Raw genomic sequence first — 20843 nt, forward strand, 5'->3', positions numbered from 1 at the left:
TGGCCGCATGAAGAGCCTGGCGTTCATCACTTACTGGGTCGAGATCATTCAGCCGACGCCGCTGTAAAAAAGTTTGCTGCCACTGATCGTTCCCACGCTCTGCGTGGTAACGCCTCCTGTGACGCTCTGCGTCACGCTTTTGGGGACGCGGAGCGTCCTGGGCTGCATTCCCACGCAGAGCGTGGGAACGATCATGTAAAGAAAAACAAAAACCCCATGATCACTCATGGGGTTTTGTATTTTCAGCGTCCCGGTTTACGCCGGGGCTGAAGTTCGGATCAAGTGATCAAATGCGCTCAGGGAAGCCTTGGCGCCCTCGCCCACCGCAATCACGATCTGCTTGTACGGCACGGTCGTTACGTCACCGGCGGCAAACATGCCAGGGATTGACGTTTCACCACGGGCATCGACGATGATCTCGCCGCGCGGCGACAGCTCGATGGTGCCCTTGAGCCAATCGGTGTTCGGCAACAGGCCGATCTGCACGAAGATCCCTTCCAGCTCAACGGTACGCAGTTCGTCACTCTGACGATCCTTGTAACGCAAGCCGTTGACCTTCTGTCCATCGCCAGTCACTTCAGTGGTTTGCGCACTGGTAATCACGGTTACGTTGGGCAGGCTGTGCAACTTGCGCTGCAGTACCGCATCGGCGCGCAGTTGTACGTCGAACTCCAGCAGCGTGACGTGGGAGACGATACCGGCCAGGTCAATGGCCGCTTCGACGCCGGAGTTACCGCCGCCAATCACTGCAACGCGCTTGCCTTTGAACAGCGGACCGTCGCAATGCGGGCAGTACGCCACGCCCTTGTTGCGGTACTGCTGCTCGCCGGGGACGTTCATTTCACGCCACCGCGCACCCGTCGCCAGGATCACGGTCTTGGCTTTGAGTTTCGCGCCGCTGGCGAAGTGGACCTCGTGCAGCTCACCCTCTTTGCCAGGCACCAGTTTGTCGGCACGCTGCAGGTTCATGATGTCCACATCGTACTGTTTAACGTGTTCTTCCAGCGCTACGGCTAGTTTCGGCCCTTCGGTTTCCTGCACCGAGATGAAGTTCTCGATGGCCATGGTGTCCAGCACCTGTCCACCGAAACGCTCAGCCGCCACACCGGTACGAATGCCTTTACGCGCGGCATAAATCGCTGCCGAGGCACCGGCCGGGCCACCGCCGACCACCAGCACGTCAAACGCGTCTTTGGCGCTGATCTTTTCAGCTTGACGCTCGATGCCGCTGGTGTCGATCTTGGCGAGGATTTCCTCCAGGCCCATGCGGCCCTGGCCGAAGTTCACGCCATTGAGGTAGATGCTCGGCACCGCCATGATCTGACGCTCATCGACTTCAGCCTGGAACAGCGCACCGTCGATAGCGACGTGGCGGATGTTCGGGTTGAGTACGGCCATCAGATTCAATGCCTGGACTACGTCGGGGCAGTTCTGGCAGGACAGCGAGAAGTAAGTCTCGAAGTTGAACTCACCTTTGAGCGAACGGATCTGTTCAATGACTTCAGCGCTGGCCTTCGATGGATGACCGCCAACCTGCAGCAGAGCCAACACCAGCGACGTGAATTCGTGACCCATGGGGATGCCGGCGAAACGCAGGCTGATGTCGGCACCCGGGCGATTGATCGAGAACGATGGCTTGCGTGCATCGTCACCGTTGTCGAGCAAAGTAATCTGGCTGGAAAGACTGGCAACGTCCTTCAGCAATTCAAGCATTTCCTGGGATTTCGCACCGTCGTCGAGGGATGCAACGATCTCGATCGGCTGGGTGACCCGTTCCAGGTACGATTTCAACTGGGCTTTAAGATTGGTGTCCAACATACGGGCGATTTCCTTGAATTTGGTGCATAAAAAAACGCCCGAGCGAATCTCGCCCGGGCGTTTTTAGTGGGCGGTGCAGCTTGCTTAGAAGGTGCGGAAGTCCGCCCTGATGAAGCGCGTCACTGACTTAGATCTTGCCGACCAGGTCCAGGGACGGAGCCAGAGTGGCCTCGCCTTCTTTCCACTTGGCTGGGCAAACCTGGCCTGGGTGAGCAGCGACGTACTGAGCAGCCTTGATCTTGCGCAGCAGCTCGGAGGCGTCACGGCCTACACCGCCGTCGTTCAGTTCAACGATTTTGATCTGGCCTTCAGGGTTGATCACGAAGGTGCCACGGTCAGCCAGACCAGCTTCTTCGATCAGCACGTCGAAGTTGCGGGAGATCGCGTGGGTCGGGTCGCCGATCATGGTGTACTGGATTTTGCCAATGGCTGGCGAAGTGTTGTGCCAGGCAGCGTGGGCAAAATGGGTGTCGGTGGAAACGCTGTAGATTTCGACGCCCAGTTTCTGGAAGGCATCGTAGTTGTCAGCCAGGTCTTCCAGCTCGGTTGGGCAAACGAAGGTGAAGTCTGCTGGGTAGAAGAAAACTACAGACCACTTGCCTTTCAGGTCAGCGTCCGAGACTTTTACGAAGTCGCCGTTTTTGAATGCGTCAGCTTTGAATGGTTTAACTTGGCTGTTGATGATAGGCATCGTTGACTCTCCGTCAGGGGTTAAGAAGTTGATGGGGAGAACTTTACCCACTCGACGGACGGTTGGCTCATTGGCAAACCTGATGCTGCTGATTGGCTTTGGCTATTAGCCAACAGTATTAATAGAAGAAAACGGTATCTGGGGAATTGCAGTGAGGGCGCGCTTGCGCTTGGCTCAGGGAACCAGCGCTTTTTCAGGCAGGCGCGCCATGCCGAGAAACGGGCTGGCTTCGATATAGCGCATGGCCGATTTCATGTCCTTCCAGCCGACGTAACTCATCAACGATTTCAGATCCCAGCCGGCCTGATGCGCCCAGGACGCAAAGCCGCGGCGTAACGAGTGACTGGTGTAGAGCTCGGCGGCAATCCCCGCGCGCTCCAGCGCTTGTCGCAGCAATGGGATCACGCTGTTGGCGTGAAGCCCCTCCTCACTCAAATGCCCCCAGCGATCAATGCCACGGAAAACCGGCCCGCGCACCAGCGCAGCTTCGGTGATCCAGTCGATGTAGGCCTGCACCGGACACAGACGTTGCAGCGCCGGTGTCTGGTAAGTCTTGCCGAGATTTTCCCGATCACTCTTGCTGCGCGGCAGGTAGAGCGTAATGCCCGAGTTGGCGTTGACCTGTACATGTTCAATCTGTAGGCGGCACAACTCGTCGCTGCGAAAACCACGCCAGAAGCCCAGCAGAATCAGCGCGCTGTCGCGCTTTGCCCGCAGCAAACCGGGGAGATCGCCCTGTGCCCTGGCGGTTGCCGCCTCCTGCTCGAGCCAACCAACCACTTGCTCCAGATGCTGAAGCTGCAAGGGCTGCGCCTGTTTCTCTTGCGCAGGGTGCAACGCACGAATTCCTTTGAACACCTTGCGCACCACGGGCGCCTTGGTCGGGTCGGCAAAACCTTGGCTGTTGTGCCATTGCGCCAGCGCCGACAAGCGCAACTTGAGCGTATTGATCGACAACACGCCTGCATGGGCAACCAGGTAGCGCGCAACGCTGTCGCTGGTGGCCGGCAGAAACCCGCCCCAACTGACCTCGAAGTGCTCGATTGCTGCGCGATAACTGCGACGGGTGTTGTCGCGGGTGGCGGCTTGCAGGTAGCGGTCCAGTTCAGTCATGGCGCAGATCTCGAAAACGTACCGTTTCAGCGGGAAAATTCACGGCTTTTGCTGTATCACATGGGGTAATACCAGTATATCCCGTGTCAATAACGCTTTGTATTTAACTTCTATGATTGAATGGTACAATGTGTATTCAGGTAGTACGTACCACATTACGAAATTGTAGGAGTAGTCATGGCCCGTGGCGGTGTAAATAAGGCGGTCGTGCAAGCGGCCCGTTTGGCCATTCTTGCCCGCGGTGAGAACCCGAGCATCGATGCAGTGCGGATCGAAATGGGCAATACCGGCTCCAAAACCACCATTCATCGCTATCTCAAGGAACTGGACGACGGCGCTCAGCGCGTAGAAGCCGAACCTGCCGAACCGATCGACGATGAACTGCTGGCCTTGGTTTCGCGACTGGCGCAACGCCTGAAAGAACAGGCGCAAGAGCCGATTGATCAGGCCCGCGAACAGTTCGAGCAGCAGCGCAAAGCGCTTGAAGCCCAGCTGACAGAAGCGCAGGAAACCAACAACGAACTCCACGAGCAGTATGAAATCCAGAGCCTGGCGCTGACTCAAGAACACGAATCCCTGCAAGAAACCCTGGCTACGCTGCAGGCCGAACAGACCCGCAACGCCGGATTGAACCAGGCGCTGGCGGATTTCGAATTACGCTTGCAAGACAAAGACGAGCAAATCCGCTCGCTGGAAGAAAAGCACCTGCATGCCCGCGATGCTCTTGAGCACTACCGCAATGCCGTCAAGGAGCAGCGCGAACAGGAACTCAGCCGTCATGAAAGTCAGGTGCAACAGTTGCAGATGGAGTTGCGCCAAGCGCAGCAAAATGCGCTGGTGCGCCAGGACGAAATCACGCAGTTGCACCGTGACAACGAACGATTGCTCACGGAGAACCGCGGAACGTTGCGTGAGCTGAGCCTGTTGCAGGATCAACTCAAGCAAAGCAATAACCGTCAGGACCAGCTACTGGAACAGGCCACCCGTGTCGACGCCGAACGCACCCTCCTCCAGGAACGCCTGCGCGTTGCCCTGTTGGAAAGTCAGGCGCAAAAACAGAACATCGATGAGCAATCGCACATCAACAAAGCACTGGAAATTGAACTGACGAAAACCCAGGCAGCGCTGGAAGAAAGCGTACGTCTGGCCGCTGCAGCAGCAGCGGCGGCAGACGCAGCCAAAGACGATTAACCGGCGACCGGCGTACGCATGGTGACGAACTCTTCGGCGGCCGTCGGGTGCACGCCGATGGTTTCGTCGAAGTGGCGCTTGGTAGCGCCTGCCTTCAAGGCAATCGCCAGGCCCTGAACGATTTCACCGGCGTCCGGCCCGACCATGTGGCAACCCAACACCTTGTCGGACTTGCCGTCCACCACCAGCTTCATCAGCGTGCGCTCCTGACATTCGGTCAAGGTCAGCTTCATCGGGCGGAAGCGGCTTTCGTAGATCACGACGTCATGCCCGGCGTCGCGCGCCTCTTCTTCGGTCAAGCCGACGGTGCCAATGTTCGGCAAGCTGAAAACCGCGGTCGGGATCATCTTGTAATCCACTGGGCGATATTGCTCAGGCTTGAACAAACGGCGCGCCACCGCCATGCCTTCGGCCAACGCCACAGGTGTCAGTTGCACCCGACCGATCACATCACCCAGCGCCAGGATCGACGGTTCGGAGGTCTGATACTGCTCATCCACCTCGACAAAGCCTTTCTTGTCGAGCTTGACCGCGGTGTTCTCCAATCCGAGATTGTCCAGCATCGGCCGGCGACCCGTGGCGTAAAACACGCAATCGGCTTCCAGCTGACGACCGTCCTTGAGCGTGACTTTCAGGCTGCCATCAGCCTGCTTGTCGATGCGTTCGATGTCGGCGTTGAACTGCAGGTCCATGCCGCGCTTGGTCAGCTCTTCCTGCAAATGCTTGCGCACGGAACCGTCAAAGCCACGCAGGAACAGTTCACCGCGATACAGCAGCGTGGTTTGCGCACCGAGGCCATGGAAAATCCCGGCAAATTCGACCGCAATGTAACCACCGCCTACCACCAGCACACGCTTGGGCAGTTCTTTGAGGAAGAACGCCTGGTTGGAACTGATCGCGTGTTCATGCCCCGGAATGTCCGGGATCTGCGGCCAGCCGCCAGTGGCGATCAGGATATTCTTCGCGGTGAAACGCTCGCCATTGACCTCGATCTGATGCGGATCGACGATCTTCGCGTGGCCTTCATGCAGCGTCACACCACTGTTGACCAGCAGGTTGCGGTAGATGCCATTGAGGCGATTGATCTCGCGATCCTTGTTGGCGATCAGCGTCGACCAATCGAACTGCGCTTCGTCCAGCGTCCAGCCAAAACCCGACGCCTGCTCAAAATCTTCGGCAAAGTGCGCGCCGTAAACCAGCAGCTTTTTCGGCACGCAACCGACGTTCACACAAGTGCCGCCCAGGTAACGGCTCTCGGCCACGCCCACCTTCGCCCCAAAACCCGCCGCAAACCGCGCAGCCCGCACACCGCCGGAACCGGCGCCAATCACATAAAGATCAAAATCGTAGGCCATTGTCTATCTCCTCGGCAGGTGATCAGCATACCTGCGAGCCGCCATTGAGCAAGCTTTGCACTAAAACGCTGGCGGCACGCGATGTATGACGCAGCCTCCGTTTTCGATCAATGGCCCTCTGCAGATTGCATTTTGGCTGCCCGCAAACAGCGCCAGGCCATCAAAATCGCCATGAGAGCCAAGCCGGACGTCACCCACGAAACCAAACCGATTCCACCTTCGAATGCCCTTCCCGCCTGTGCCATCAACTCATTCGCTTGGTCACCTGACAGGCCTGCTGCCACATTATGGGCACCAGACAGCGTCTCCGTAGCCAGAACCATCTGCAATTCGGTTAGAAACACCGGTAGCTGCAACGCACCGCGATAGTAGGCAGTGACGACACCGCCGAGTACAGTGGTGCCCAAAACTACGCCGACTTCATAGGCTGTTTCGCTAATGGCCGACGCTGCGCCCGCCTTTGCTGGAGGTGCTGCTGACAGAATCACATCATTGGATACCGTGGCGATCGCGCCTACACCGATATTCAACAAGGCAAAAGCCACCACCAGAACGCTCAGACTACTGCCCATGCTGGCGACCAGCAAAAACGCCGCTCCAGCAAACGCCATCAAAATCGGTATCAACACATGCACTTGTAATCGCTGTGCGACAGGCACAACCGCCATCCCCACTACAATCGCCATAATCTGACCTGGAACCAACGCGAGGCTAGCGTTCAAGGGCGACATCTGAAGAACGATCTGCAGGTACTGAGTGGTAAAGAAAACGAAGCCGACGAGAAACGCGAGGCTCATCAAATTGATTGCGACAGAGCCGCTAAAGGTGCCACTGCGGAACAGACTCAGATCCATCAGCGGCACTGGTAGTCGTAACTGTCGACGCACAAATAACCAGCCCGCGACTGCGCCACCTGCAAATGCTGTCAGCGCCATCCAGTCGATACCATCACTGGCGCTGTGTTTAATGCCATAAACAATGGCACCAAGGGCTACCATTGATTGCAGGATGCTTATCGGACCCAAGGGTCCTGAAGCATCTCGCTCCGATTCGGGCAACAACAATGGTCCCAATACCAGCAATGGCACCAACACGGGCACCGCCAACAGGAAAATCGACCCCCAACTGAAAAACTCCAGCAATACCCCGCCTACCAAGGGTCCCAGTGCCGAACCGACGGTCAACGTCGTTGCCCAGATAGCAACCGCCAGCCTGCGCTCTTCTCGATCTTCAAATACCGAACGTATCAATGCCAACGTTGAGGGCATCAGCATTGCTCCGAAAATGCCCATGCAAGCACGCCCGGCAATCAGTTGCGGAGCGGTACCGGAATACGCGGTTAGCACCGACACAATGGCAAAACCCAAAGACCCGGCCAGCAACAACTTACGATGACCGATTCGATCTCCCAGACTACCCATCGACACCAACAATCCCGCCAGGACCAGCGAATAAGCATCGATCATCCACAACTGCTGGCTAGCGCTCGGACGCAGGGCCTCGGCAATTTTTGGTAGCGCGAATCCGAGCACCGTATTATCAACGGTCACTAGCAACACAGGCAGCATCAGCACGCTCAGGCTTAACCAGCGTATTGATTTTGTTTTGCCATGAGTTGAGTCATTAGTTAACGCCATTAGCTAAACTCCTTGTCCCCACTGAAGTTCACGGGCATGCATCTATGCAGCCGTGAACCAAACCATGAGCACTCCTTTGCCAGCGTTTGGTCGAGTTCATTAATGGCAACGCATGGTCAATCAGGCAACAGGAAAAGTATTTCCAAAAAGAAATAAGCTCCTGAATTTCGATCAAAAAAAACCCCGAACAAGTCGGGGTCTTTTTTTCAAACCAAGCAACCAAGGCGCTATCAGTAAGCCTTACCCGTCTTGTAGAAGTTCTCGAAGCAGAAGTTGGTCGCGTCGATGTAGCCTTCGGCGCCGCCGCAGTCGAAACGCTTGCCCTTGAACTTGTAGGCCATGACGCAGCCGTTTTGCGCCTGCTTCATCAGGGCGTCGGTGATCTGGATTTCGCCGCCCTTGCCTGGCTCGGTCTGTTCGATCAGGTCGAAGATGTCCGGGGTCAGGATGTAGCGACCGATGATGGCCAGGTTCGACGGCGCGTCTTCAGGCTTTGGTTTTTCGACCATGCTGTGTACGCGGTAGATGTCGTCGCGGATCATCTCGCCGGCGATGACGCCGTACTTGTTGGTTTCTTGCGGATCGACTTCCTGGATGGCCACGATCGAGCAGCGGAACTGCTTGTACAGCTTGACCATCTGGGTCAGTACGCCGTCGCCTTCAAGGTTGACGCACAAGTCGTCCGCCAGCACGACCGCGAAAGGTTCGTCGCCGATCAGTGGACGACCGGTGAGGATCGCGTGACCCAGGCCTTTCATTTCGGTCTGACGGGTGTAGGAGAACGAGCAGTTGTCGAGCAGCTTGCGGATGCCGACCAGGTATTTCTCCTTGTCGGTGCCCTTGATCTGGTTTTCCAGCTCGTAGCTGATGTCGAAATGGTCTTCAAGAGCGCGCTTGCCACGACCGGTGACGATGGAGATTTCGGTCAAACCGGCATCCAGTGCTTCTTCGACGCCGTACTGGATCAGTGGCTTGTTTACCACCGGCAGCATTTCTTTGGGCATGGCTTTAGTCGCTGGCAGGAAGCGAGTACCGTAACCGGCTGCTGGGAACAAGCATTTCTTGATCATATAAGTCCTTGAAAGGGCTGTGTGTACGAGTTTCGGCGCAGTCTAATCAGGCGGCGTGCACCTTACAATGCCCCGCGCTGGCTAACCGATGTCAACATAGAGAAATATTCGAGCGGATAGTTCCGCACGGATCCGCGCAGATCGCTGCGTCGCCTCTTATTGATAGCAGAGACCGGCAGACTTGCACGGTTATCAATTGTCAACAAACGCACCACCCTACACCCATTGGCACCCGTCAGGTGCGTTTGGCGCTATCATGGCGCGATTGAACCAGCCAACGAGGCAGATAGATGTCGGCAGCAAAAAGCGTCAACGGATTCTTGATCAACAAGGCGAAAGACGGCCAATGGTGGGTCGCCAGCGTCAACGGCGAGAATATTGCCGGGCCTTTCCCAACCGAAGCCCTGGCAATCGAAGTGGCATCGGTGCTGGAACTTGAACACCCGGAACCCAAGCGCCGCGGCAAGGACAAGAATTGATCGAGGCCTGACACGCCCGCAGCCCTGCCATTGCGCAGGGCTTTTTTGTGCTTTTTGTAGAAGAAGTGGCCTTTGGCTATAACCTTTTGCAACTGGCGCTGTCACAGCATTTGCCTACCCCTCCTGACGACGACTACGACATGACTAAATTTTTGCCGCTGATTGCGGTATTGGCCCTCGGTGGCTGTGCAACATCCGAAACCACCTACCTGAATAACGGTGAGCAAGGCTTGGCGATTGATTGCTCAGGAGAAGCGAACTCCTGGGCGACCTGTTACGAAAAGGCCGATGCATCCTGTGCCGGCACCGGTTACCGCATCGTTGGCACTGACGGCAGCCCGGCGCCAGCGGAGAGCGATAAAACCCTGGGCGTCGATGTCGGTAACTACAAGAACCGTAATGTCGTGGTGGTCTGCAAATAAGGCAGCTTGCCCGCCTTATATATGGATTTCGGCGAATTTGATCCCGAGGCCACGCACGGTCTCGATCAGATCGTCGAGACTGCTGAAGGACTCGACTTCGTCGTTGTCATCCACCAGGAAAAAACTGCGCCCGGCGCTTTTCTTGAAAAACACGATCCATTCCCCCGGATCGGCCGGATTCTGAATCACATGGGTGGCACAGATATGCCCCTCTGCGTGCCGCTCCCGTACCCGCTCTCGCTTCATGCCCGACTCCAGAAATGACAAATGCCGCCAAAGCGTCGCTTTGGCGGCATCGATGTGTAGGGTCGACAGTTTATCAGCCAGAAATGCAGGCTGTGGCGGCATTGCGCACATCCCAAGGGCGTAACGGCACATTGGAAATACGTTCATGCAGCTTGATACTGCTGCCACCGGAACGTTCTTCGATATCGAAAACGGCCGCCGGACCTGATGAAAGCTTCTGCGGAACGATTACCCGCACCCCGTCTTTCTGCGATTCGACTTGCAAGGCGCCGCGACTGTCGGCGAGCTTTTCGCCCAGGCATTGCGCGTATTCATGAGGTTTCTTGCCTGAAATCACACTCATGGTGGGCAACGTTTCGTTGATGTCCGAGACGCTTGCACAACCACTCATTGCCAAGACCAATGGCAGGACCCACGCACCCCACTTCATACGAAATCTCCGATAAAGACCCTCCGACAGCACCGATACGGTTTTTCTCCAAGGCCGGGAGCATTTATCACTCATCGAATGTGAAATAACTGTTTTTAATTGCCAAAGCGCAGCCCGGCGGCCGGATTTTCAGGTGTCAGGGCTGATAAACTGCGCGCATTGCCTTGTATCGTTTTGATTTTGTAGTAAAAGCCCTTCTGGAGGCGCCCATGAAATTCATTCACCAGCGCGAGCACCTCAACGAAGACGACATCGTCGTCATTCAATGCTCGCAGATGTGCAACATCCGTTTGATGAACGACGCCAACTTCCGCAGCTTCAAGAATGGCGGCCGTCACACTTACCACGGCGGTGCGTTCGATACGTTCCCGGCCCGCATCACCGCGCCGAGCACCGGTTTCTGGAACATCACCATCGACACCGTCAACCGCCGGGCGATCAGCGTGACCCGTAAACCGACCCTGACCCATTCGATCAAGATCATCCGCCGCTCCAGCACGAAATTGAGCTGAGTGGCGCTTCACTACGCACATAGACAGGTATGACCGTGGCTCAAACGACCAAATACGTCATCAAGTACAAGCTCAACGGCGAACGTCGTTTCGAGTTTGCCCAACTGGAAAATGGCAGCGAGGCAGAAGCCAAGGCGGCGCTGGATGCTATTCATGGCCAAACCGAAGACGTCATCAGCGACATCAGTGTCAGCAAAGCGTTGTAACATCATCTTTCACGATGTGTTATGAATGCCATGAAACCACCCCTTCTTGATTTGTTCGCTGACGCGGAGCCTCAACAGGCGCCCCGCTGCGAACAGATCGGAGAACAGTCCTGCGTGCTGCGAGGTTTTGCCTTGCCCTGGCTGGATCGGTTGCTGCCCGCACTGGAATCGGTGCTGGCGGCAGCGCCGTTCCGGCAGATGGTCACGCCTGGCGGCTTTACCATGTCAGTTGCCCTGAGCAGTTGCGGCACGCTTGGCTGGACCACTGACCGCAGCGGTTACCGCTATAGCCGAATCGATCCGCAGACCGGGCACCCCTGGCCCGCCATGCCTGAGGTGTTTTTTCAGTTGGCGCAGGCGGCGGCGCGAGAAGCAGGGTTTGCCGAATTCGTCCCGGATTCCTGCCTGATTAATCGCTATATTCCTGGGTCGAAGATGTCTTTGCATCAGGACAAAAACGAAAACTCCTACGCTGCGCCCATCGTTTCGGTTTCCCTGGGCTTGCCCGCCATGTTCCTGTTCGGCGGTTTTGAACGCAGCGACAAGAGCCGAAGAGTGCCGCTGCTGCACGGTGACATCGTGGTGTGGGGCGGTGTCGATCGCTTGCGTTATCACGGCGTACTGCCTATCAAGCCAGGACATCATCCGCGCCTGGGTGAACAACGGATCAACTTCACCTTTCGTACCGCGGGCTGAAGCCTTGGAATTTGACCGCAAGCAGCGGAGTGTGACGACACGGACGCGTGGTTAACCTGCAGGAAACGGGTCAACGGACATCCAACCATGACAAGCCAATCGAAAAAAATCTCCACCGAAAACGATCCTCGCTGGGCCGCGGTGGTAGCGCGTGACCCGCAAGCCGACGGGCAGTTTGTCTACGCGGTGAAAACCACCGGCATCTACTGCAATCCCAGCAGCCTGGCACGCCTGCCAAAACCGCAGAATGTGGAATTCTTCGATACCCCCGAGCTCGCTCAAGCAGCGGGTTACCGACCAAGCAAACGCGCTGCCAAGGATCAAAGCGACATCGCCGCGCAGCACGCCGCCACCGTGGCCGCTGCGTGCCGACAGATTGAAAACGCCGAGACGCTGCCGGCCCTCGGCGAATTGGCAGACGTTGCCGGCCTGAGCAGCTTTCACTTCCACCGGGTCTTCAAGGCCGTCACCGGCCTGACCCCAAAAGGCTACGCCGCTGCCCATCGCTCCCGCCGCGTGCGCGAGCGCCTGGCGGATGGCAATTCTGTGACCGAGGCGTTGTACGACGCGGGCTTCAATTCCAACAGTCGTTTCTACGAGGCAGCCGATCAGCTTCTGGGCATGAAACCCGCCGAGTACCGCGCAGCGGGCCACAACAACGACATTCGCTTTGCTGTCGGTCAGTGTTCACTTGGGGCGATTCTGGTGGCGCAAAGCGAGCGCGGGGTTTGCGCGATTCTGCTGGGCGATGATCCGCATCAGCTGGTGTGCGATCTGCAGGACAAGTTTCGCCGAGCCAATCTGATTGGCGCCGACCAGGACTTCGAGCGCCTGATTGCCCAGGTTGTCGGCTTCATCGAGAAGCCGGCGCTTGGCCTCGACTTGCCGCTGGACGTGCGCGGCACAGCATTTCAGGAGCGCGTCTGGCAGGCCTTGCGGGACATTCCAGTCGGCAGCACCGCCAGCTACGCCGAGATTGCCCAGTGCATCGGCGCGCCAAAAGCGGTTCGCGCGGTAGCGCAAGCCTGTGGCGCTAACAGCCTGGCTGTGGCGATCCCTTGCCATCGCGTGGTGCGCAGCGATGGCAATCTTTCGGGATATCGTTGGGGCGTGGAGCGCAAACGGCAGTTGTTGGAGCGCGAATCGCAGTAGATCTGTGCAGGCGCTGCCGCAGGTTGCGACAGCTTTTCCAGGCGAACGCCTCAGCGATTCACATCCACGACAACCCGACCGCGCAACTGTCCGGCCAATAAACGCGGCGCCGCGTCTATTGCTTCGCTCAATGCGATCTCGTGGCTGATCAGTGGCAACAGATTGAAGTCCAGATCCTGGGCCAGACGGCGCCAGGCTTCCACACGCTTGGCCTTGGGTTGCGTCACGCTGTTGATACCCGCCAGGGTCACGCCGCGCAAAATGAATGGCGCAACCGATGCCGGGAAATCCATGCCTTGCGCCAGCCCGCATGCGGCCACCGTGCCATTGGCCTTGGTGCTGGCGCAGGCATTGGCAAGGGTGTGGCTGCCGACCGAATCGATCACGCCCGCCCAACGCTCCTTCGCCAGAGGCTTGCCCGGCTCCGACAATGTCGCGCGGTCAATGATTTCACTGGCGCCCAATTGTTTCAAATAGTCGTGCTCGGACGTGCGCCCAGTGGACGCGACCACTCGATAACCCAAGCGACTCAGTAGCGCGATGGCAAAGCTGCCGACGCCGCCATTGGCACCCGTGACCAGGATTTCACCTTGCTCGGGCGTTACGCCGTTGTGCTCAAGCGCCAGGATGCACAGCATCGCCGTGTAACCCGCCGTGCCGATGGCCATTGCCTGAGCAGCAGTGAATGCCGCTGGCAGCGGTATCAACCAATCACCATTCAAGCGGGCTTTCTGGGCCAGACCGCCCCAATGCCCTTCACCGACACCCCAGCCATTGAGCAGGACTTTGTCGCCGGCCTTATAGTCCGGATGCCCACTGACTTCGACGGTTCCCGCCAGATCGATCCCGGGCACCATGGGGAATTTTCGCACCACCGGGCTGCTGCCAGTGATCGCAAGGCCGTCCTTGAAGTTCAACGTGCTGTACGCCACGCGCACCGTTACATCGCCCTCGGGCAGTTGATCGTCATTGATCTGTTGCAGTGTGGCCCGGTAACCGCTTTCGTCTTTGTCGATCAAAATACCTTGGAACATGACTGCCTCCTGGTGAGATCACCCCATTGTGGTGTGATTTAGATACCACATCGCAAAAAATCCCCGTACTCGACTTTAAGCCAAATAGCCAAACAGGGGGTTGGCCATGACCTGCGGCGCTACCGTCAGCAAACATCGCTGGCCTTGACTCAAGCATTGCTGCTACAAATCTTTTCTGCTGCCCTGCCCGGGCTGAACGTCGGAGGACATCAAAATGAGTCAATGGCCAGACACCCGCATTCTTGACTTGCTCGGGATCGAACTGCCGATCATCCAGGCGCCCATGGCCGGTGCCACCCACTCTTCGATGGTCATCGCCGCGAGCAACGCCGGCGGCCTCGGTTCAATGCCAGCAGCCATGCTGACTGTCGATCAGTTGCGCGATGAATTGAAGACCATCCGGCTACAGTGCCAGCGTCCGATCAACGTCAACTTTTTCTGCCATCAACCGCCACCCGTCGACGAGCAACGCGCGCAAGACTGGAAAAACCTGTTGCAACCCTATTACCGCGAGCTGGGTGTCGATTTCGATGCGCCGACACCCGTATCCAATCGCGCGCCGTTCGATGCCGCTGCCTGCGAAGTGATCGAAGCGTTCCGCCCTGAAGTGGTGAGTTTTCACTTTGGCCTGCCGGAACAATCCCTGCTCGATCGCGTAAAAGCTACCGGAGCCAAAGTGCTGTCGTCGGCCACCACCGTCGAAGAAGCGATCTGGCTGGAACAGCATGGCTGTGACGCGATCATTGCCATGGGCTACGAAGCCGGCGGACACCGCGGGATGTTTCTCAGCGATGACCTCAGCAGCCAGGTGGGCACTTTTGCCCTGGTGCCGCAGGTTGTCGATGCCGTGAAGGTCCCGGTGATCGCCGCGGGTGGCATTGCCGATGCGCGAGGTGTTGCGGCGGCTTTCATGCTGGGTGCTTCAGCGGTGCAAGTGGGCACGGCGTATCTGTTTACACCGGAAGCCAAGGTCAGTGCCTCCCATCACCAGGCCTTGCGCACCGCCAAGGAAAGCGAAACGGCCCTGACCAACATTTTTACCGGACGTGCGGCGCGAGGGATATTCAACCGGGTCATGCACGAACTTGGGCCGATGAATGCCAACGCTCCGGCCTTTCCACTGGCCGGCGGTGCACTGATGCCATTGCGCGCCAAAGGCGAAGCCGACTTCAGCAATCTCTGGGCCGGGCAGGCGTTTACCTTGGGCATGGAATTGACCAGCGCAGAACTGACCCGGCGCTTGGCTGAAGAAGGCCTGGCAAAACTGCTGCACCGATAGCCTGACCAGGGCTCTTATCCACGGCGTTCCGTTTGCAGGCGTTTCGCTATATATTCGCGTATATAGCGAGTCACCCTCGAATCATTCGTTTGTAACGGAGCCGCTTCATGACCATTGGTACCCCACGGTTAGCCCCTGCTTGCCTGGCCACTTTGCTCGCCGCATTCACTGCTGGCATTGCCCAAGCGAATGAAGTCCAGGTCGCGGTGGCTGCTAACTTCAGCGCACCTATTCAGGCGATTGCAGCGGACTTCGAGAAAGACACCGGCCACACACTGGTGACCTCGTTCGGTGCAACAGGCCAGTTCTATACGCAGATCAAAAACGGCGCACCGTTCGAAGTGTTCCTTTCGGCGGACGACACCACCCCGGAAAAACTCGAGAAAGAAGGTGACACGGTCAAGGGCTCACGCTTCACCTACGCCATCGGTACCCTGGCACTTTGGTCGGCCAAAGACGGTTATGTCGATGCCCAGGGTGATGTGCTGAAAAAGAACGCGTATCAGCACCTCTCCATCGCCAACCCGAAAGCTGCGCCTTATGGCCTCGCCGCCACGCAGGTTTTGGCCAAACAGGGCCTGACCGACAAGGTCAAGGACAAGATCGTCGAAGGCCAGAACATCACCCAGGCCTTCCAGTTCGTATCCACCGGCAACGCCGAGCTGGGCTTCGTTGCCTTGTCGCAGATCTACAAAGACGGCAAAGTCACCAGCGGTTCGGCGTGGATCGTGCCGGCTGAACTGCACGACCCGATCAAACAAGACGCGGTCATCCTCAACAAGGGCAAGGACAACCCGGCCGCCAAGGCACTGGTTGACTACCTCAAGGGGCCGAAAGCCGCGGCTGTCATCAAGTCCTACGGTTACCAACGCTAAATGACCCTGACGAGTGCCGATTTTTCCGCCATCTGGCTGACCCTGAAACTGGCGTCCCTGACGACCGTCATCCTGTTGATCATCGGCACTCCGTTGGCGTTATGGCTGTCGCGAACCCAATCCTGGTTGCGCGGCCCGGTCGGGGCGATCGTCGCCCTGCCCCTGGTGCTGCCGCCCACGGTGATTGGTTTTTACCTGCTGCTCGCGCTTGGCCCCCACGGGTTTGTCGGCCAGTTCACCCAGTCACTGGGGCTCGGCACCCTGACGTTCAGTTTCGCCGGGCTGGTGATCGGCTCGGTGCTGTATTCGATGCCGTTTGTGGTTCAGCCCTTGCAGAACGCGTTCTCCGCCATCGGCACTCGACCGTTGGAGGTGGCTGCGACTTTGCGCGCCAATCCCTGGGACACCTTCTTCAGCGTGACGCTGCCGCTGGCCCGCCCCGGCTTCATCACCGCCGCGATCCTTGGCTTTGCCCATACCGTGGGTGAGTTTGGCGTGGTGCTGATGATCGGCGGCAACATTCCCGACAAGACCCGCGTGGTTTCGGTGCAGATCTATGACCACGTCGAAGCCATGGAATACGCCCAGGCCCATTGGCTCTCCGGGGCGATGCTGGTGTTCTCTTTTGCGGTCTTGCTGGTGCTGTACTCCAGCCGTAAAACCAAAGCGGGATGGAGCTGACCGATGATTCACACGCGCCTGAAGTTGAATTACTCGGGATTTGCCCTTGATCTCGATTTGCAGCTACCCGGCCGCGGCGTCACGGCGCTTTATGGCCATTCCGGTTCGGGCAAGACCACGTGCCTGCGCTGCATCGCAGGGCTGGAGCGGGCTGATCAGGGGTTTGTCCAGGTCAACGATGAAGTCTGGCAGGACAGCGCAAACGACCTCTTCGTCGCGCCACACAAGCGCGCCCTGGGCTACGTGTTTCAGGAAGCCAGTCTGTTCCCTCATCTGTCCGTGTTGGCCAACCTGGAATTCGGCCTTAAACGCATCCCCAAACAACAGCGCCGGGTCGACATGGCTCATGCCACTGAACTGTTGGGCATCGGTCACCTTCTGGATCGTCATCCGCAACATTTGTCGGGCGGTGAACGGCAACGTGTGGGCATTGCCCGCGCGCTGCTCACCAGCCCCAGACTGTTGCTGATGGACGAACCGCTGGCGGCGCTCGATGCCAAGCGCAAAAGCGAAATCCTGCCTTATCTGCAACGGCTGCACGATGAGTTGGACATTCCGGTGCTGTATGTCAGTCACTCCCAGGATGAAGTGGCGCAACTGGCCGACCACATTGTATTGCTCAGCGAAGGCCAGGCATTGGCCAGCGGCCCTATCGGCCAGATGCTCGCGCGACTGGACTTGCCGCTGGCAATGGGTAATGACGCCGGTGTGATGATTGAAGGCCGTGTCAGCCGCTATGACGCCGATTACCAATTGCTGACCCTGCAATTGCCCGACTCGGCGCTGACGATCCGCGTAGCGCATACGCCCATGACCCCGGGTCAGGCATTGCGCTGCAAAGTGCAGGCGCGGGATGTCAGCCTCAGCCTGCACGGTGTCGAGCAAAGCAGCATCCTCAACCGCCTGCCGGTCACCGTCGTCAATGAAATGAATGCCGACAATGCCGCCCATGTACTGATTCGGCTGGACGCTGCGGGGACGCCATTGCTGGCGCGGATCACCCGGTACTCCCGTGATCAGATGAACATCCATCCGGGCCAGCAACTCTGGGCACAGATCAAGGCTGTGGCCGTGCTGGCATAACTTCTCGGCACGACTGCATCGGCGTGGGGTCAATGGCTGTAACGGCCCATGTTCACCTGCCAAGGACAATCGCCATGCCCGATGCGCTGCCTGCTGACCTGCATTACGTCGATGACACCCAGCCCGGAATCACCCGTAGAAAATTGCGCGGTAAATTCTGCTACCTCGATCCGGCCGGTCAACGCATCAGCGACCCGGAGGAAATCCGGCGCATCAATTCCCTCGCCGTGCCACCGGCCTACACCGACGTATGGATTTGCACCGACCCGCGCGGCCATTTGCAGGCCACCGGGCGCGACGCCCGTGGTCGCAAGCAATATCGCTATCACCCGCGCTGGCGCGAGGTGCGCGACACCGACAAATACTCGCGTTTGAGAGATTTCGGCCAGGCATTGCCAAAACTGCGCAAGCAACTGGAAGCCTTACTGGCCGCTCCCGGCTTCAGCCGCGACAAAGTCATGGCCACCGTCATCACGTTGCTCGATGCCACGCTGATCCGTGTCGGCAATACACAATACGCACGGGACAACCGTTCTTACGGTTTGACCACCTTGCGCAGCCGGCATGTGGAGGTCAACGGCAGTGCGATCCAGTTCCAGTTCCGCGGCAAGAGTGGCGTGGAACATCAAATCACCGTGAAAGACCGTCGCCTGGCGCGGATCATCAAGCGGTGCCAGGAAATCCCCGGGCAAAACCTTTTTCAATACCTCGATGAAAATGGCGAGCGACACAGCATCACCTCCGCCGACGTCAACGCTTACCTGCAAACCCTGACCGGCGCCGACTTCACCGCCAAGGATTACCGCACCTGGGCCGGCAGCGTGCTGGCACTGGCGGTATTGCGCAAGTTGCAGTGGCAACCCGAATCCGAGGCCAAACGGCACATGGTGGAGATGGTAAAAAACGTCGCCAAACAGTTGGGCAACACCCCGGCAGTCTGTCGCAAGTGCTACATCCATCCCGGTGTGCTCGACGGTTTCTTACTGGGCGCATTGGCCCAGTTGCCCAGGCCGAGAACGCGCAAGGGCCTGCGCGCCGAGGAAGTCGGGCTGGCGATGCTGTTGGAGAAACTCGCTACTGAACCGACGAATTGACCTGCCTGTTTTTTGCACGATTACAAATGACTTCTATAGTTGATCTGTACATGAATCAGCTGCGGTGAAGCCATGGAAGACATATTCGTCGTCAAGCGATGCAACAAGATCATCATTCACGGCCGTCGGGCCGGAGAAACCGCTCACCCGCCACCTGATTCCGCTGTCTGGTACCGCATCGCCGATAGCCGCACCAACGGTTTCATCGGTGACGGCTACGATCTTGAAGAGGATGCGCGGCGTGTTTGCCGACAGCTGAACGCTCGATCAAAAATCACGGCCCAGCAAGGTTGATGAGCTTCGCCGGGCCTGTTACGGGTCTATACTGAAGAGAGCTGAAGGACCAGCGCCCATCGGTAGAAAGCTCGCTCCCCGCGGGCTTTTTACTGCCCTGCCAGGTGTCTTCAACGGAGGTGTTTCCCATGTCCGAAAAAGAGTCCATCACCACCCTGCTCACTCTGCTCGATTCCCGCCAGGTTCGCTTGGCCGCAGCTTGCAAGGAAATCGCCGATTGGGTCGACCATCAAGGCGGACATCCGACTGCCCTCAGAATTCGTGATCGCCTGAACGACATCGAAAAGGACACGCCGCTGATCCGCAATACGCTGTCTTCGCTCAAGCCTGTCGATCGGCCACTGCCACGGTTCAGATGAGTTGATCCGGACATCCGATGCGCAACACAGCCTGATGCAGGACACATGAGCGGCGACAACCTCGTCACCGGGCATGTGCCTGCCTGACTCTTTCGTGCAACGCCCACCCGGCCACTCGCCGGGATTTTTTTGCCCAAGCGAAGCGGCGAACGTCAATGTTTACACGCGGTCCAACGATCACACGTCGCGAAGGAGACGTTTGATGGTTACCCACTTCAAAATCAGCGGGCACCTGGCCTGCGGTCACAAGGGCAGCAACCTCACCTCGACCCGAGAACTCAACCGGGTCAAATGCAGAAGTTGCCGCAACACCGAAGCGTACAAGGAAGCACGCAAATCCGAGCGCAACGCAGCCCGTCGCGCTGCACGCAAGGCCAAAGCCATACACACGGTGAACGACTGGCGCCAGGCATGGACAGAACGACTCACCGCCATGACCGGCCTGCAACGGTTACCCCGTGGATTCACGGGTCAACCTTTCGTTTAGCTCATTCGTTTGGCGGTTGAATCGATTGGATCAGCCGCCAAACACTTCCAATCAACACCGATTGAACGCGCCAGCCGATTGCATTTCAAATCCTCTAGCCCCCCCGCATTAAGCGGGCTATCGGAGAGGAAATTCGCATGAACAGTCGACTTCTGCTGCTGATCGTCAGTCTGTGCCCTGCCCTGGCAATGGCCCAAGGCTGTGACGTCATCACCCGCTCACAGAGCCCTTCCGTTCCGGTCATCGAATCCCACACCTGTTACGAATACGAAAACATGCCGGTCGACGCCATCGATTGGTCGTGCAGCAACGAAAGCAAGGAAATGCTCAGCAGCACCAAGAAAAAAGTCGCTCAGTGCGGCGATCAGTACAAAGCCACATGCGTGGGCACACTGACCCCGGAATCGCTGGCCAATCCGCAGTCGACCAGCAAAGACAAGAACAGCAAAGCACTGAACATCCCCGCCAACGCGCAGATCTCGACGTATTACTACAACGCCGAAAACCTGGCGCAAGCGAAGATCGATTGCGAGACGGGCGGTGGCAGCTGGAAAGCCAAATAGCTGAACAGGCCGAGCGGGTTCCGGACCAGCGAAACCTCAGTCCGACGTACAGCATTGGCGGCAACAGGCAGACTCG

25 protein-coding genes are annotated in these 20843 nt (G+C 58.0%); 16 read left to right on the plus strand and 9 right to left on the minus strand.

Annotated features, from left to right (window positions below):
- Positions 1-255 precede the first annotated feature (255 nt).
- From ahpF to D8U18_RS18230, 3 genes are all read right to left on the minus strand, one after another.
- A complete protein-coding gene (gene ahpF, locus D8U18_RS18220; protein ID WP_130908195.1) occupies positions 256-1818 on the minus strand; it encodes an alkyl hydroperoxide reductase subunit F in 1563 nt (520 codons plus the stop codon).
- A 127-nt stretch (positions 1819-1945) separates the two neighbouring features.
- Positions 1946-2509 (minus strand): alkyl hydroperoxide reductase subunit C, encoded by a 564-nt coding sequence (gene ahpC / locus D8U18_RS18225; RefSeq protein ID WP_007975937.1) that lies wholly within the window; start codon positions 2507-2509, stop codon positions 1946-1948.
- A gap of 174 nt (positions 2510-2683) precedes the next feature.
- Positions 2684-3622 (minus strand): site-specific integrase, encoded by a 939-nt coding sequence (locus D8U18_RS18230; RefSeq protein ID WP_131108131.1) that lies wholly within the window; start codon positions 3620-3622, stop codon positions 2684-2686.
- Between the two features lie 177 nt (positions 3623-3799).
- Here D8U18_RS18230 and D8U18_RS18235 point away from each other — a divergent pair, with 177 nt between their 5' ends.
- A complete protein-coding gene (locus D8U18_RS18235) occupies positions 3800-4813 on the plus strand; it encodes a DNA-binding protein (RefSeq protein ID WP_130903396.1) in 1014 nt (337 codons plus the stop codon).
- On the opposite strand, the gene gorA is transcribed toward D8U18_RS18235, so the two are convergent.
- The 3 genes from gorA to galU form a co-directional block, all read right to left on the minus strand.
- Positions 4810-6168 (minus strand): glutathione-disulfide reductase, encoded by a 1359-nt coding sequence (gene gorA, locus D8U18_RS18240; RefSeq protein WP_056852765.1) that lies wholly within the window; start codon positions 6166-6168, stop codon positions 4810-4812. The two genes, D8U18_RS18235 and gorA, sit on opposite strands and share 4 nt — an antisense overlap.
- A gap of 107 nt (positions 6169-6275) precedes the next feature.
- Complete coding sequence (locus D8U18_RS18245) at positions 6276-7805, minus strand: MFS transporter (protein ID WP_131108132.1); 1530 nt, start codon at positions 7803-7805, stop codon at positions 6276-6278.
- A 230-nt stretch (positions 7806-8035) separates the two neighbouring features.
- Positions 8036-8875 (minus strand): UTP--glucose-1-phosphate uridylyltransferase GalU, encoded by an 840-nt coding sequence (gene galU, locus D8U18_RS18250; protein WP_008065368.1) that lies wholly within the window; start codon positions 8873-8875, stop codon positions 8036-8038.
- Between the two features lie 290 nt (positions 8876-9165).
- Here galU and D8U18_RS18255 point away from each other — a divergent pair, with 290 nt between their 5' ends.
- Positions 9166-9354, plus strand: a complete 189-nt coding sequence (locus D8U18_RS18255; RefSeq protein ID WP_056852767.1) for a hypothetical protein — start codon at positions 9166-9168, stop codon at positions 9352-9354.
- A gap of 140 nt (positions 9355-9494) precedes the next feature.
- The gene (locus tag D8U18_RS18260) at positions 9495-9776 is read left to right on the plus strand and encodes a hypothetical protein (RefSeq protein WP_056852905.1); all 282 of its coding nucleotides are present in this window, start codon (positions 9495-9497) and stop codon (positions 9774-9776) included.
- Positions 9777-9791: 15 nt separating this feature from the next.
- Here the strand turns inward: D8U18_RS18260 and D8U18_RS18265 are convergent, their stop codons facing one another.
- Both D8U18_RS18265 and D8U18_RS18270 read right to left on the minus strand, forming a co-directional pair.
- Complete coding sequence (locus D8U18_RS18265) at positions 9792-10022, minus strand: hypothetical protein (RefSeq protein ID WP_056852768.1); 231 nt, start codon at positions 10020-10022, stop codon at positions 9792-9794.
- A gap of 73 nt (positions 10023-10095) precedes the next feature.
- Positions 10096-10452, minus strand: coding sequence for a hypothetical protein (locus tag D8U18_RS18270; protein ID WP_056852769.1), 357 nt, complete (start codon positions 10450-10452; stop codon positions 10096-10098).
- A 209-nt stretch (positions 10453-10661) separates the two neighbouring features.
- Here D8U18_RS18270 and D8U18_RS18275 point away from each other — a divergent pair, with 209 nt between their 5' ends.
- From D8U18_RS18275 to ada, 4 genes are all read left to right on the plus strand, one after another.
- Positions 10662-10964, plus strand: a complete 303-nt coding sequence (locus D8U18_RS18275) for a DUF1883 domain-containing protein (RefSeq protein ID WP_007912251.1) — start codon at positions 10662-10664, stop codon at positions 10962-10964.
- A 35-nt stretch (positions 10965-10999) separates the two neighbouring features.
- The gene (locus D8U18_RS28765; RefSeq protein ID WP_177434481.1) at positions 11000-11170 is read left to right on the plus strand and encodes a hypothetical protein; all 171 of its coding nucleotides are present in this window, start codon (positions 11000-11002) and stop codon (positions 11168-11170) included.
- Between the two features lie 30 nt (positions 11171-11200).
- Positions 11201-11866, plus strand: coding sequence for a DNA oxidative demethylase AlkB (alkB, locus tag D8U18_RS18280; protein ID WP_131108133.1), 666 nt, complete (start codon positions 11201-11203; stop codon positions 11864-11866).
- A gap of 87 nt (positions 11867-11953) precedes the next feature.
- Positions 11954-13018 carry a bifunctional DNA-binding transcriptional regulator/O6-methylguanine-DNA methyltransferase Ada gene (gene ada / locus D8U18_RS18285; protein WP_056852770.1) on the plus strand — a complete coding sequence of 355 codons (1065 nt, stop codon included), beginning with the start codon at positions 11954-11956 and terminating at the stop codon, positions 13016-13018.
- Between the two features lie 50 nt (positions 13019-13068).
- On the opposite strand, the gene D8U18_RS18290 is transcribed toward ada, so the two are convergent.
- Complete coding sequence (locus tag D8U18_RS18290; protein ID WP_130903400.1) at positions 13069-14052, minus strand: MDR family oxidoreductase; 984 nt, start codon at positions 14050-14052, stop codon at positions 13069-13071.
- Between the two features lie 214 nt (positions 14053-14266).
- Here D8U18_RS18290 and D8U18_RS18295 point away from each other — a divergent pair, with 214 nt between their 5' ends.
- The 9 genes from D8U18_RS18295 to D8U18_RS18335 all read left to right on the plus strand — a co-directional run bounded on the left by D8U18_RS18295 (position 14267) and on the right by D8U18_RS18335 (position 20767).
- Complete coding sequence (locus tag D8U18_RS18295) at positions 14267-15331, plus strand: nitronate monooxygenase family protein (RefSeq protein WP_131108134.1); 1065 nt, start codon at positions 14267-14269, stop codon at positions 15329-15331.
- Between the two features lie 107 nt (positions 15332-15438).
- Complete coding sequence (gene modA / locus D8U18_RS18300) at positions 15439-16206, plus strand: molybdate ABC transporter substrate-binding protein (RefSeq protein ID WP_131108135.1); 768 nt, start codon at positions 15439-15441, stop codon at positions 16204-16206.
- Positions 16207-16887, plus strand: a complete 681-nt coding sequence (gene modB, locus D8U18_RS18305; RefSeq protein WP_130903403.1) for a molybdate ABC transporter permease subunit — start codon at positions 16207-16209, stop codon at positions 16885-16887. It abuts the gene before it with no gap.
- 3 nt (positions 16888-16890) lie between these two features.
- Complete coding sequence (gene modC / locus D8U18_RS18310) at positions 16891-17970, plus strand: molybdenum ABC transporter ATP-binding protein (RefSeq protein ID WP_131108136.1); 1080 nt, start codon at positions 16891-16893, stop codon at positions 17968-17970.
- Between the two features lie 56 nt (positions 17971-18026).
- Entirely contained in the window at positions 18027-19064 is a 1038-nt protein-coding gene (locus D8U18_RS18315; protein ID WP_131108142.1) for a DNA topoisomerase IB, read from the plus strand.
- A 72-nt stretch (positions 19065-19136) separates the two neighbouring features.
- Positions 19137-19358, plus strand: coding sequence for a hypothetical protein (locus tag D8U18_RS18320; protein WP_056852776.1), 222 nt, complete (start codon positions 19137-19139; stop codon positions 19356-19358).
- Positions 19359-19486: 128 nt separating this feature from the next.
- Positions 19487-19717 (plus strand): hypothetical protein, encoded by a 231-nt coding sequence (locus D8U18_RS18325; protein WP_056852777.1) that lies wholly within the window; start codon positions 19487-19489, stop codon positions 19715-19717.
- Between the two features lie 202 nt (positions 19718-19919).
- Complete coding sequence (locus tag D8U18_RS18330) at positions 19920-20204, plus strand: hypothetical protein (RefSeq protein ID WP_131108137.1); 285 nt, start codon at positions 19920-19922, stop codon at positions 20202-20204.
- Positions 20205-20341: 137 nt separating this feature from the next.
- Positions 20342-20767: a hypothetical protein gene (locus tag D8U18_RS18335; protein ID WP_130908202.1), complete on the plus strand. Its 426-nt coding sequence runs from the start codon at positions 20342-20344 to the stop codon at positions 20765-20767.
- The last annotated feature ends 76 nt before the right edge of the window (positions 20768-20843 follow it).

The organism is Pseudomonas sp. Sample_10, from assembly GCF_004321495.1.
Taxonomy (GTDB): Bacteria; Pseudomonadota; Gammaproteobacteria; order Pseudomonadales; family Pseudomonadaceae; genus Aquipseudomonas.